The 12,621-nt window shown below is 43.1% G+C and carries 15 protein-coding genes and 1 other RNA gene; 7 read left to right on the top strand and 9 right to left on the bottom strand.

What is annotated here, in order from left to right; translation table 11 throughout:
- Window positions 1–22: 22 nt before the first annotated feature.
- Window positions 23–937, top strand: a complete 915-nt coding sequence (locus tag CYL18_RS08790; RefSeq protein WP_104849127.1) for a TIGR01777 family oxidoreductase — start codon at window positions 23–25, stop codon at window positions 935–937.
- Between the two features lie 27 nt (window positions 938–964).
- On the opposite strand, the gene CYL18_RS08785 is transcribed toward CYL18_RS08790, so the two are convergent.
- Window positions 965–1,144, bottom strand: a complete 180-nt coding sequence (locus CYL18_RS08785; protein ID WP_104849126.1) for a hypothetical protein — start codon at window positions 1,142–1,144, stop codon at window positions 965–967.
- Between the two features lie 262 nt (window positions 1,145–1,406).
- On the opposite strand from CYL18_RS08785, the gene ssrS reads away from it, so the two are divergent.
- Window positions 1,407–1,602, top strand: a non-coding RNA gene (gene ssrS, locus CYL18_RS08780) — 6S RNA.
- Between the two features lie 122 nt (window positions 1,603–1,724).
- On the opposite strand, the gene queF is transcribed toward ssrS, so the two are convergent.
- The 4 genes from queF to CYL18_RS08760 are packed head-to-tail and all read right to left on the bottom strand — an operon-like array spanning window position 1,725 to window position 4,010.
- A complete protein-coding gene (queF, locus tag CYL18_RS08775; protein WP_104849125.1) occupies window positions 1,725–2,228 on the bottom strand; it encodes a preQ(1) synthase in 504 nt (167 codons plus the stop codon).
- Window positions 2,228–2,884: a 7-cyano-7-deazaguanine synthase QueC gene (gene queC, locus CYL18_RS08770; RefSeq protein WP_104849124.1), complete on the bottom strand. Its 657-nt coding sequence runs from the start codon at window positions 2,882–2,884 to the stop codon at window positions 2,228–2,230. Before queC ends, queF begins: the two co-directional genes overlap by 1 nt.
- A gap of 26 nt (window positions 2,885–2,910) precedes the next feature.
- The gene (gene queE / locus CYL18_RS08765) at window positions 2,911–3,579 is read right to left on the bottom strand and encodes a putative 7-carboxy-7-deazaguanine synthase QueE (protein WP_104849123.1); all 669 of its coding nucleotides are present in this window, start codon (window positions 3,577–3,579) and stop codon (window positions 2,911–2,913) included.
- On the bottom strand, window positions 3,567–4,010 hold the full coding sequence (locus CYL18_RS08760; RefSeq protein ID WP_104849122.1) for a 6-pyruvoyl trahydropterin synthase family protein: 444 nt from the start codon (window positions 4,008–4,010) through the stop codon (window positions 3,567–3,569). The genes queE and CYL18_RS08760 overlap by 13 nt, the downstream gene beginning before the upstream one ends.
- A 363-nt stretch (window positions 4,011–4,373) precedes the next feature.
- Here CYL18_RS08760 and CYL18_RS08755 point away from each other — a divergent pair, with 363 nt between their 5' ends.
- Entirely contained in the window at window positions 4,374–5,072 is a 699-nt protein-coding gene (locus CYL18_RS08755) for an NAD(P)-dependent oxidoreductase (RefSeq protein ID WP_330847576.1), read from the top strand.
- 43 nt (window positions 5,073–5,115) lie between these two features.
- Here the strand turns inward: CYL18_RS08755 and CYL18_RS08750 are convergent, their stop codons facing one another.
- From CYL18_RS08750 to CYL18_RS08735, 4 genes are read right to left on the bottom strand one after another with little or no spacing between them, the layout of a single operon-like run.
- A complete protein-coding gene (locus CYL18_RS08750; protein ID WP_104849121.1) occupies window positions 5,116–5,877 on the bottom strand; it encodes an STAS domain-containing protein in 762 nt (253 codons plus the stop codon).
- Window positions 5,864–6,517 carry a cobalamin B12-binding domain-containing protein gene (locus CYL18_RS08745; RefSeq protein ID WP_104849120.1) on the bottom strand — a complete coding sequence of 218 codons (654 nt, stop codon included), beginning with the start codon at window positions 6,515–6,517 and terminating at the stop codon, window positions 5,864–5,866. The genes CYL18_RS08750 and CYL18_RS08745 overlap by 14 nt, the downstream gene beginning before the upstream one ends.
- A 3-nt stretch (window positions 6,518–6,520) precedes the next feature.
- Window positions 6,521–6,895 carry a hypothetical protein gene (locus tag CYL18_RS08740; protein WP_104849119.1) on the bottom strand — a complete coding sequence of 125 codons (375 nt, stop codon included), beginning with the start codon at window positions 6,893–6,895 and terminating at the stop codon, window positions 6,521–6,523.
- The gene (locus tag CYL18_RS08735; protein WP_104849118.1) at window positions 6,895–7,200 is read right to left on the bottom strand and encodes an antibiotic biosynthesis monooxygenase family protein; all 306 of its coding nucleotides are present in this window, start codon (window positions 7,198–7,200) and stop codon (window positions 6,895–6,897) included. Before CYL18_RS08735 ends, CYL18_RS08740 begins: the two co-directional genes overlap by 1 nt.
- Window positions 7,201–7,642: 442 nt before the next feature.
- Between CYL18_RS08735 and eutH the strand changes: the two genes are divergently transcribed.
- From eutH to eutC, 4 genes are read left to right on the top strand one after another with little or no spacing between them, the layout of a single operon-like run.
- Window positions 7,643–8,917 carry an ethanolamine utilization protein EutH gene (gene eutH / locus CYL18_RS08730; RefSeq protein ID WP_104849117.1) on the top strand — a complete coding sequence of 425 codons (1,275 nt, stop codon included), beginning with the start codon at window positions 7,643–7,645 and terminating at the stop codon, window positions 8,915–8,917.
- Between the two features lie 12 nt (window positions 8,918–8,929).
- Window positions 8,930–10,318 (top strand): ethanolamine ammonia-lyase reactivating factor EutA, encoded by a 1,389-nt coding sequence (locus CYL18_RS08725; RefSeq protein WP_104849116.1) that lies wholly within the window; start codon window positions 8,930–8,932, stop codon window positions 10,316–10,318.
- Window positions 10,319–10,336: 18 nt separating this feature from the next.
- Window positions 10,337–11,698: an ethanolamine ammonia-lyase subunit EutB gene (locus tag CYL18_RS08720; RefSeq protein WP_104849115.1), complete on the top strand. Its 1,362-nt coding sequence runs from the start codon at window positions 10,337–10,339 to the stop codon at window positions 11,696–11,698.
- A gap of 10 nt (window positions 11,699–11,708) precedes the next feature.
- On the top strand, window positions 11,709–12,431 hold the full coding sequence (eutC, locus tag CYL18_RS08715) for an ethanolamine ammonia-lyase subunit EutC (RefSeq protein ID WP_104849114.1): 723 nt from the start codon (window positions 11,709–11,711) through the stop codon (window positions 12,429–12,431).
- Window positions 12,432–12,621: the final 190 nt, after the last annotated feature.

The following is a 12,621-nucleotide window of genomic DNA, read 5'->3' as shown; positions in this document are numbered from 1 at the left end:
ATTCTAATGTGAGGGGATATCAATGGCAAAGAGGGTTGTGTTAGCAGGAGGAACCGGGTTTATCGGACAATACTTCGAGAAAAAATTCCGTAAGGCTGGATATGATATTGCTATCATATCCAGACAAGAGCCCCATATTAACTGGAATGATCGTCAACGCATTTTAAAGGCTGTGGATGGAGCGGCACTTGTCATTAACCTTGCCGGCAGGTCTGTCAACTGCCGTTATAATGAGAAGAATAAGAAAGAAATTATGAATTCTCGAATTGATACGACACTCATCATTGGCGAGGCAATAGAAAAGTGTCAAAATCCGCCACCGCTCTGGATTAATTCAAGTACGGCCACCATCTACAGAGATGCCATGGACAGGCCGATGACAGAGGATACGGGGGAAGAGGGCGATGGCTTTTCGGTTAATGTTGGAAAGCGCTGGGAAGAAACATTCTTCAGTTTTAAATTGCCTTCAACGAGGCAAGCGGCACTGAGAATCACCATTGTTTTAGGAAAAGATGGAGGGGTGATTCCGGTCTATCAAAATCTGGTCAAATTAGGTCTAGGCGGAAAGCAAGGATCAGGTGAGCAGATGTTTAGCTGGATGCACATAGAGGATCTTTACAGGGTTGTCCGCTTTATTGAATCAAGAGAGGATTTGAGCGGCGTTTTTGTATGCGGTTCACCTAACCCGGTTCCAAATAAGGAGCTTATGCGCTTATTGCGGCATACGATGGGAAGAAATTTCGGCATGCCTGCCACGGAGTGGATGTTAAAGGCCGGCGCTGTTGTCATTCGCACTGAGCCTGAATTAATCCTAAAAAGCCGCTGGGTTTTGCCTAGCCGCCTTATTAAAGCCGGATTTGTCTTCTTGTATCCAACATTGAAGCTCGCATTGGAAGAAATAAATTCAAGGCAAACAAAAAACACCAATACAGCTTAAATTGGTGTTCGATTGGAAGGCAGAGCATTACTGAGACTCATTTTTATGGTGTTCATTGTAAAAGTCGATGTAGATTTGAAGCCTGTTGCTGATCTCGGCAGTACGTTCATGATAAAATCCATACATGAAGATGCAGTCAGAATGTTTCCGTTTCAAATCAGTAATGCATTCCTTCAATTCCTCAGCAGACATCATTTTCAGTAGCAACTAAAACACTCCAAATAATCAAAATAGAATAATAACAATAGTACCATTGTTGATATAAAATGTAAATTTTAGTTGATAATTACACAGGGTGAAGTTGTTTTGACCCGTGCAGGGCTAACTTTATTACATTTCGTATCGATAATAACATAAATACTGGTAAAATGTAATTTTGATACATTTAAAAGGGAAACTGGGCAGAACATCCAACTATTTATTTAATCAATCCCGTTGCTAATTGATGGTTAAGGGTGTATTATACTAATACAAGCTGCGTTGTACGTGAATCATAATTAAGTTTTAACCTTTAAGCTGTATTAGGGAGTTTTAAAAATTTATGGGAATGACAAGCCTCTGTCTAGATGACTTGGAGGACACGCAGGAACATAATTGCGAACACCCACTTGTTGAAGTGGTGGTTTAAAACTTTCTTATAAATGTAACGGCAAAGGCGGCTGTAAACAAAAACGTAAACCAATTCCGATGAGGGATTGGTTTTTTTGTGTTTTAGGGGGAGGATCTGCACAAGGTAAACCTTGCAAAAAAGCGGAGGCAAGCCTCCGCTATACTGCTGTCATCAAATTTATCGGTTATCAACCTTCTCTGGATACATGTCATGGTTCATGAGGCGGTGCAGCGCCATATCCTCGAACTTTGTTCCCGGTTTACCGTAATTGCAGTAAGGGTCGATGCTGATGCCTCCGCGCGGGGTGAATTTACCCCAGACTTCAATGTATTTAGGCTCCATTAGAGCGATTAGATCCTTCATGATGATATTCATGCAATCCTCATGAAAATCACCCTGATTCCGGAAGCTGAAGAGATAGAGCTTCAATGACTTGCTTTCGACCATTTTTAAGCCTGGAATATAGCTGATATAAATGGCTGCGAAATCAGGCTGTCCAGTAATGGGGCACAGGCTTGTGAATTCTGGACAATTAAATTTTACCCAATAATCATTATCAGGATGCTTATTATCAAAGCTTTCAAGGATGGAAGGATCGTACGTATATTGATAAGTGGTTCCTTGATTGCCGAGCAATGTCACGCCTTCTAGTTCGGATGGTTTTCTGCCTTCATTATTCATTATTTCTTCACCATTTTCTTTTTTTGATAGATGTTAAGACCGTTTTGCCTGAGCTTGCAGGAAGGGCAGCTGCCACAGCCGTCACCAATGATTCCGTTATAGCAAGTCAGTGTATTCGTTCGAATATATTCAAGCTTCCCGAAGCTGTCAGCCATCTCCCATGTCTCCGCTTTGTCGAACCACATTAATGGAGTGTGGATGACAAAGGGATAGTCCATGGCAAGGTTCATCGTGACATTGAGTGACTTGATGAATATATCCCGGCAATCAGGATAGCCGCTGAAATCAGTTTCGCATACACCGGTAATGAGGTGTTTAGCACCCTTTGTTTTCGCCAGAATGCCCGCGAAGGTAAGAAACAGCATATTACGTCCCTCCACAAAAGTAGAGGGAGGTCCGCTTTCACCCTCTGTTATGGCAATCTCGGTCCTTGTGAGTGCATTTGGTGAAAGCTGATTTAATAGAGACATATCCAAAATATGATGCTCGATTCCAAGCTCGTCAGTGATGCTTGCGGCACACTCAAGCTCAAGCCGATGCCGCTGTCCATAATCAAATGTGACAGCAATCACCTCATCGAATTTCTTCATTGCCCAAAATAAACATGTCGTTGAATCCTGTCCGCCGCTGAAAATGACAACTGCTTTATTGGTCATTCCTTATCCTCCTGTCTATCGTATTTCTAAACACCACGCATGTCTTTTGGCCAAATTACTTTATGGACCTGGACTTGAAGTTTGATATCGTGCCACTTGCGGCTAATCATGAATTCAACAATCCGTTTCGGTTCAATGGATTCCACAACCGGGCTCAGAAAGACACGGCATCGTTTCGTTAGCTCGTGTTTATTCACAATTCTCCATGTTTCACGCAAATCGTTATCTGAAGCAATGACAAACTTATATACATCGTCACGGCTGACATATTCGAAATTCTTCTCCTTCATCGTCATCTGCATCCCGCTTGCAGGAAGCTTGTAATCAACAATAAAGTGGATGTTTCCGCTAGGATAACGATCCTTATACTGGCCGATATCGATTGCACCATTTGTTTCAATATGGATGTGAAGTGTTCTATCGCTTGAAAGAAGGTCTAATAATGGAATAATATCCTTCTGTAAGAGGGGCTCACCCCCAGTTAATGTCACATTGCGTGCTCCGCTTTCTTTAATATAGTGATAGATATCCTCTGTGCTTTGTTCCTCGTGGGGGCATGAGCCATCCCAGGAATATGCCGTATCACACCAAGTACAACGCAAATTGCAGCCTTCAAAACGAATGAAGGCTGCCAGCTCCCCAGACGTAGGTCCCTCGCCATCAATGGAAATGAAACGTTCGATTACTCTGAACATACGGGTCCCTCCGAATAGCTGCAGCTATTAGCGGGAGTTTCGAAAACCTCTACTTCACAGACTTGAACACCCATTTCCTTTATGAGCTGATAAATATGTCTGCTCATTTCTTCTGCTGTAGGCCGGTAAGGAACCATATACAAATCAAAATCAGTAGGTCCCTCCTTTAATTGGCGGGCAACTTCCCGTCCCTCATCATTATTCTCAATCAATAGCTTATGGTCGAATAGCTTTTCAATCTTTTTCAAAGCCTGCTTGATGGTTCCGAAATCTTCGACCATTCCTCTAAGCTGACCATCGGTATGTAAGGTGTTGCTTGCTACCTTAGCGATGACTCGGTACCGGTGGCCGTGCAGATTAGCGCATTTTCCGGTATACCCGCTTAAGAAGTGTGCTGTGTCGAACTGAATTTCACTTTTAAGAATAAACATGTCCTTCCTCCTCTATATACACATAAAAAAGGATTTGCAGCCTCAACAAAATCAGCATGCAAATCCTTGAGCGAAAAAGAAAAGAGGCCTAAAAAGGCCCCTATACGCTTCGGTTTACGTGTATATGCCTAGTTTTGTTTAGCGACAGGATGGTCTAACGAACTGTCGTATTCAATTTGAGCTAACTTTACCATAAATAGGTATTTGGCGCAATTCTGAAAAATGAAATTTGATAGGGTGATACTCTAAAAGATATGCTGCTTATACCTCGGTAATGAGGGAGAATTTTATTTGTAGGGGGTTGGGTAATCATGGGGACTTTCAGTTGTGCTAAACGAAAGAAATTTTGATAGATCATAAGCAATGAAGAGGACGGTCTTTTGGAATGATGGTATGATAAATGGGAAGGAAAACGAAATAATGGGGGCAAGGAAGAACGTGAATATAGTGATAATTGGCGCGTCGGGAAAAACGGGACAATTGGTTGTTCAGCAGGCATTAGATGCAGGTCACAAGGTGACGGCATTTATGCGTACGCCGGAGAAGCTTACTTTAGCTCATGAGCGGCTGACAATTGTTCAAGGTGATGCGACTGATAGCGAGGCCGTGAATTCCGCAGTAAAAGGGCAGGACGCTGTTATCTCCTGTGTCGGATCTAATAATGGATTAGGAAAGACGACCATCCTGCGTGAAATGGCCGGTACAGTGGCAGAGGCCATGGCTCGAAATGGTGTAGATAGAATCGTCTATATGGCTTCAGCCGGAATTGACAAAGAAATTCCTGGCATGATAGGAAAGATGACGATGAAGCTATTAGGGAATGTGCTTGAAGACCACCGTAATGCCGTTGAGGTTTATAAATCCTATGATTTCAGATGGACAATCGCAAGGCCGATGGGACTAACTGATAAGCCGTATACAGGGCGTTATGAAGAAACTTTGGAAGGGATTCCGAGCGGAAGCAAGAGTATATCCCGCGCGGATGTAGCGGAGTTTCTCGTCCGTGCCGTTTCTGACGACCAATATATTTATCAATCTGTTGGTCTCGCGTCAAAAGAGTAAAAGAGTAGGGTGCAAGCATAGGCTTGCACCCTTTTTTCATTGATTATTGATAATAGTTTTTCAAGATGTATTGCAAGGACGGCTTGAAATTGACATAGAGACTGAAATTCTCTTTATAGAGAATCTTAGCTATCCTTGGGTTGGCACCGATAAGCTGCACCTTATTTCCGTTCATTAAATGAATCGTTTTAAGGAGATCCATAAATTTATGGAGACCGGTTTCTTCAATGTTGGCAATAGAAGTCAAATCCACCAGGATGTCATCATACTCTCCAATAAAAATGGAGTGCAGAACATTTCCGGAAATGACATGAATCTTCTCCTCGGTCAAATCACCGAATAATGGGATATATCCCATTGTTGCTGTCAAGGGAATGAACGGACCAGATAGAGAGTTCATGCGGTAAATGGTATCCTCGAGTTTTTCCTTTTGCTCATAAAGCTCAAAATCGGTGTTGGCCAATCGGCTCTGCAGATGCATGATTTGGTCCGTATAAATTTGAGTCGTTTTATCCTTTGCAGCGAATAGGATATGCAGTTGATTCTCATGGTCCCAAGATATGAATAAATCAAACAGGGCAAGAGGGTTGTTCCGTGTCTTTAAAACGACCTCAATCGGATTCTGTTCATCCTGCTGCCAAGTGTTTGTGGTTAATTTATTCATACTTTCACTGTCAATGATGTCATCGATTTGCTTTGTGCGCAGGTCAAAGAGATTGAGTGCGCGTGAATTTGAACTGATAATTCTGCCATTTGAGTCAATCACGACATATGGGAGGGGAAGTGGAATATCAATAAGCTGCATTTTCTTTTTCTCCCATATTGTAATTTTTCAGCCAATTATCCAAGGTAGATAAATCGCTCGAAATCAGCGTATTACGGCTAATGTGATTAGTCAGGTCATATTTTGCTCCCAAACGTCCGCCGACAAAGATGGTAGCGGAAGGGGAAATAGCTTCAAGCTGGCTGCAATAGGTCTTCAGCTTAGGTAAGTGGGTGACAATGGAAACAGAAAGGCCGATGACATCTGGTTCCCATTCTGCCGCTGTTTGCAGGGCATATTCCAAAGGCAGGTTAGGACCAAAATATTTCGTGTCCCACCCGTGATCTACGAACAGATAATTAGCCATTTTAAGGCCAAGATAATGCTGTTCCCCTTCTAAGCATAGAAACATGGCCCGCCCTCGTGGAGCTGAATCTTGGCTGGACTTATGGACATTCGATAATCTTGAGAGGACAAAGTCACATATGGCGGTAGCTATGTGCTCATCTGCCACTGTGATTTTGTTGTTCTCCCACAGTAAACCTATACGATGCATGGCAGGAGTAATTATATCTTCGTAGATTGTCAGGATTTCTTCATCCTTGTATGCCTCGATATACTTCCAAGCGAGGACGGTATTACCTTTGAGCAGAATATCAGCAAACTCCGTTCCTTTGAACATAACCTATGCCTCCTCTTTTGCTTTCTCAGCCTCCAATAGCTGTATGCCTTCGGAAAGAAGGGCTTGGTATGTCTTATTTCTATTTGTCGAAAGCTCAGTCACGGGAACATACTGCAACTCTTCTTTCAGGATTTCGTAATTATCCAAAAGCGTTTGCGTTCCCATGTTGAATTTCTGCAAAATGCCGTTAAGCCACTGAGTATAATCAGTGAAGATGGCGATATCGTTCATTTCAGCGGCCGTATGAAGATGGTCGAGGTGATGCTGGTTATCTGCTTTGCATTTTTGGATGCCTTTCTCCCCATAGCGTTCATTTAGGGATGGGTCACGCTCATATATGCGGATGGTTACTTGATCGATTAATTTACTAGTATTCATTAAGTCGCCACCACCTTATATTTATTGATTTTCGGAATGATGGAGGCGAGTTCCTGATCTGGGTACTTCTTTTCGAGCTCATGGATTTGCTTGAATTCCTTGCTTCTTGCCCAATTCAGATAATCCTCTTTTGTTTCAAATAGAAGCTGGACAGTCAGTTCCCCAGGATGGCGGTCATTTTGCAGGAGCAGAAAATCAATAAAGCCTGCAGCTTTATCAACAAGTCTGGAACGTTGCTGATAGATTTGGATAACCTCATTGGCTTTATCGTCTGGAACAAGGAAAGTAGAGAAAACGGTATACATGGTAACCCCTCCTGAAAGAAAAATAATCTGTCATATAATCTATGGGAAAGCACAGGTCCGACTGAAGATGAATAGAAGATACGGTGATGTCAAACGCTAAATAACTTAGTAAAAAAAGGAAAATTTGAATCTATTATAGCATAGTTGATTTCATAACCCAATTATCCAATTTGTTTGCTGGAATGCACCACGTACGTCTTTAGTCGTTTTAGAATTCAAAAAACGTGTTAGATTTCATTACATGATAATAAAAGTAAATTTAAACCTCCTCTATAATTAACGGTAATCAACTCATTTATTCTGAAATCATTCAAGAGGGAGACGTGGTTCTTATGAAAAGGTAAGGTTATCTTACAATGGATTCTATTTGTCTTATGTAAAACATAGTGATAAGTGATGAAATGCTTTGTTTAATCATATTTTAATAGTAGGAGGATTGTGCATGGCGCAAATAGGGAATATTGTCATTTACATAATTATGGCCTGTGCGGTCGCTGGGGCGATAGCGGCGATACGAAACAGTGAGGAGGGACTTGGAAAGCAGTTTATGGAAGGCATACATGCTATTGGACATATCTTCCTGCCCACAGCGGGAATCATGGCCTCAATCCCATTTCTCTCCTGGTTCATTGATAAGGTTTGCGGGCCATTGTTTGCAAGTATTGGTGCTGACCCTGCCATTGCTGCTACGGCCATATTAGCGACAGATATGGGCGGCTATCAACTCGCAGAAGTGTTGAAAGAATCTTATGAGGGATGGATGATGGCGATGGTTGTTGGGTTCATGGCTGGCGCTACCATTGTCTTCTCTATACCGATGGGGCTTGCAATGCTTGATAAGCGAGACCATAAATATATGGCCTTAGGCGTTATGTCCGGAATTCTGACAGTCCCTATCGGAGCATTCATCTCTAGTGTCATCATTCTTCTATCAAATTCAAAGATTCGTGATATCATCTCAACGAATAGTTCCTCCACCTATGAATTTACCATTAGTTACTTAGCCATCTTGGCTAATCTTACTCCGTTATTTGTCTTTGTTATCATACTTGCTCTTGGTCTATACTTTCTTCCAGATTTAATGGTCAAGCTCTTCATGGTATTCGGTTACTTGATGGATGCTGCGATTAAGCTGATTCTTGTTTTCTCTATTGTTGAAATTTTTACCGGTCTTTTCTCTAAAACTATCGGCTGGTGGGGATTTGATCCGATTATTGCTGATGGAGAAGACCAATTCCGTGCCTTGGAGGTTGCAGGTAACATCGGAATCATGCTGGCGGGCGCTTTCCCGATGATTTACTTGATTCAAAAATATGCTGGCAAGCCTCTTGAATCATTTGGCAGGAGGTTCGGACTCAGCAAAGAAGGAAGCGCTGGCTTGCTTGCAACGGTTGCGAATATTTTGGCCATGTTTAAATTAATCAAGACAATGCCTCCTAAGGATAAAGTCATTAACATCTCCTTTGCGGTTTGTGCAGCGTTCTTGCTTGGAGATCATCTCTCCTTTACGGCGAACTTTCAGCCTACATTGATTCTGCCTGTCATTATCGGAAAATTAACAGCAGGAGTAATTGGAATTGCTTTTGCCTATTGGCTTTCTGTCCCAAAAGCACTGGAGCTCGAGAAAAAGGATAGAGCATTGGGGATTATCGGTGAGAACGAATACCTTGAAGCCAGGGTGGAAAAGGAGGCGTCAGCTGAAGTCAAAATAGGTTAAAGAGGTGGGAACATGGAACCTTATAATGAATCTCTGCTAAGCGCTGGAATCGATATCGGTACAAGCACAACCAAGATTGTCGTTAGTCTATTGTTCCTTTCAAATGTATCTGGATCAGGTCATGTGCCGAGGCTTGAGATTACAGGGCGGAAAGTTATATATAAGAGCCCTGTTTACCGAACGCCTTTGCAAACAGAATCCATTCTTGACTATCAGGCGATAATGGATATCATCCATCAGGAGTATCGGGAAGCAAATATTCATATAGAGGACATCCAAACAGGGGCCGTTATCATTACTGGGGAATCAGCCATAAAGGAAAATGCAAGACAGCTGGTCTCACAGCTGGCGTCAAGCGCAGGTGATTTCTTGGTAGCAACTGCAGGACCGGACCTAGAGGGGATTTTAGCTGCTAAGGGCTCAGGTGCCCTCTCGTATTCTCAAACAACAAAAAAGGTGACAGCAAATATCGATATTGGAGGAGGAACGGCTAATATTGCAGTGGTGAAGAATGGAGAACTTTGCGGTACCTGCACGTTGACGATTGGAGGGAGGTTAATTGAATATCGAGAGGGACTGCCGGTTGTATCGGAAACCATCCGTCCCCTTTTAAAAGAGAGGGGGTGGGACCCTGTAAGAGACCGAAAGATGATAACCACTTATATGGCAGATGTGCTTGCACGAGCAGTTAATCGATCTCTTGAGAAAGAGGATGAGATGCTCCTCCTTGGTCATGCTCCTGATTGGGAAGAGTCGGTTGAGGCCGTTATGTTCTCGGGAGGCGTAGCAAGCTGTATGTATCCTGATCCGGAAAAGAAGGGCTCTTTTGATGATATCGGTGCCGATCTGGCTTGTGCCTTACTTCAGTCAGCGGAATGGAAACGCTGGGATTGGGTAGAGCCAGTTGAAACGTCTAGAGCAACAGTCATTGGGGCGGGTACCCAGACAACCGAGGTCAGTGGTGCGACAATTATGGTCGATGAAGAAGATTTGCCTCTTTCTAATCTGCCAGTGCATAGGGTCAGCTTTTCTGAGGGCTTTAAGAAAGGAATCTTAAGCCTTCCTGCAGAAATTCGTAAAGCCAGCTCCATGCATGTTTTTTCAGGAGAGCCCCATGCTTTTGCTCTCTATTTAAAGGATTTACCGTATCTTTCGTATAAGAATATAAAAGAACTAGCCGACTGCTTGTTAACTCATCTGCATACCGAGCCGCTCGTAATCGTTCTCGAGCAGGATTATGCTAAGGTTCTTGGTGCTTCAATGAAGTATCAGGAACCAAATAAAAAGCTCGTATGTATCGATCAAGTTGATATGAAGCACGGAGACTATGTGGATATAGGAAAGGTATTGAATATGGGGGTCGCGATGTTCGTGGTAAAAACATTGGCTTTCGGCCAATAAGGAAGGGGAGAAGTCTGAATGAAAATGGATGTGACAATCGGAAATCATGCTTATTCTTTTTCCTCGCTAAAGGAAGTGTTCGCAAAAGCAAATGAAGAAAAATCAGGTGACAGGCTTGCCGGCATTGCAGCGGAAAGTGTACAGGAGCGGATTGCCGCTAAGAAGCTGCTGAGTACATGGACACTGGGGGATATCAGGGATCGTCCGCTGCTGCCACTAAAACAGGATGAAGTATCAAAAATTATCGAAGAGCAAATCGATGAAGAAGTATATGCGTCAATAGAACGCTGGACAGTTAGTGATCTTAGAGAGTACATATTGGACGATCGAACGGGTGATCCGGAAATCAAACGAATCGCAAGCGGACTTAACAGTGAGATGATTGCGGCCATGACAAAAATCATGTCCAATCTAGATCTGATTCATGCAGCTAACAAAATCGAGGTCATTACGACATGCTGCACGACAATTGGGCAAAAAGGGACGCTTGCCTCAAGGCTTCAGCCAAATCATCCGACAGATAGTGTAGAGGGGATGCTTGCTTCGTTGAAAGAGGGGCTAGCATATGGGGTTGGTGATGCTGTCATTGGTATTAACCCGGTCATTGATACGGTCGACAATGTTAAAAGGCTGCTGGAAGCCTCCAAGACTTTTATAGCAGACTGGAAGGTACCCACGCAGAATTGTGTACTTGCGCATGTGACGACCCAAATGAGTGCAATTGAAGCGGGAGCACCTGCTGATTTGATTTTTCAGAGTATAGCTGGCTCGGAGGCAGCCAACCGTTCCTTTGGAATTTCTGCTTCTATGCTGAAGGAGGCGAGCCATATGATGCAAGCATCTGGCAAAGGGGCTGGTGTGAATCAACTTTACTTTGAGACAGGGCAAGGCTCCGAATTATCAGCTGAAGCCCATTTTGGAATCGACCAGCTGACAATGGAGGCGCGGAATTATGGCTTCGCAAAATATTTTAACCCGTTCATCGTGAACACGGTTGTAGGCTTTATCGGGCCGGAATACTTGTATGACAGCAAACAGGTAATCCGGGCTGGTCTTGAGGATCATTTTATGGGGAAAATGCATGGCCTGCCAATGGGGGTTGATGTGTGCTATACCAATCATATGGTAGCTGACCAGAATGATATGGAGGATCTTGGTGTGCTGCTCTCGGCAGCAGGGGTCAATTTCTTGATTGCAACACCGATGGGTGATGACTGTATGCTAAATTATCAATCTCTTAGTTATCATGACATCGCAACATTGAGACAAACTCTTGGGAAGGAGCCGTCCCCAGAGTTCAAGACTTGGCTTGAGAATACAGGAATATTGGAGGGCGGCAAACTTAGCCGGATAGCGGGGAATCCACTTTTATTTTCTTGAAAGGAGGAAAATGATGAAACAAACGGAGAACGAGCTAAGAGCCTCAACCCCTGCACGGATTACGGTTGGGAGGGCAGGAGTAAGAGCGAAGACAGATGCGGTGCTGTCTTTTCGTTATGACCATGCGGCGGCAGTGGATGCTGTATATGGAGAGGTTAGTGAGACGGTGCTCTCTGAACTTGAATTATTTACGGTCAATACACTTGCGACTGAAAAAGATGTTTATTTAAGGAGACCGGATTATGGACGCAAGCTTTCTTCTGAAGCGGTCGATATCATCAAGAAACGATGCATTAAGGGAGCTACCGTTCAAATTGTTGTTTCGAATGGATTGAGTGCGAATGCCATTAATGAAAATGCAATTGATTTGTATGGAGCCCTCATACAGTCGCTTGAATTGGCAAATCTTGATATTGGAACATCGTTTTATGTTGAAAAAGGCCGTGTGGCTATTATGGATCATATAGGAGAGATACTAAGCCCGAAAGTAGTCGTTCTTTTAATTGGAGAGAGGCCTGGATTGGTTAGTGCGGAATCGATGAGTATTTATCTTTGTTATAGGCCAAATGCGAAGACGATAGAATCAGACCGGATGGTTATATCTAACATCCATCAAGGAGGCACGAACCCGGCTGAGGCAGGTGCCCATTTGGCAGATGTCATTCAAAAAGTCCTTCATTATGAAGCGAGCGGGATTCAGCTCGTTGAGATAGAACGTCAAAAAAAAGCTTGAGCACCCTTTAAAGTGCTCAAGCTTTTTTGCTTATTAGGTAGATTAATTGAAAGGGGGATTTTATATCTAACTTTTTACTTGGTGCTCAACATCTTTCTAGCTGATATTTTCTTAGCTTTATCATAACACTGAGCAATTTTCATATGCTCCTCTATCATTCCTTGGCTTCAATCGGCCGTTTGCTAAGGAA

The sequence above is a fragment of the Pradoshia eiseniae genome (assembly GCF_002946355.1).
In the GTDB taxonomy this organism is placed as follows: domain Bacteria; phylum Bacillota; class Bacilli; order Bacillales; family Pradoshiaceae; genus Pradoshia; species Pradoshia eiseniae.
Note: the sequence above shows the minus strand (reverse complement) of the source record. Positions and strands in the feature narration are given on the sequence as shown.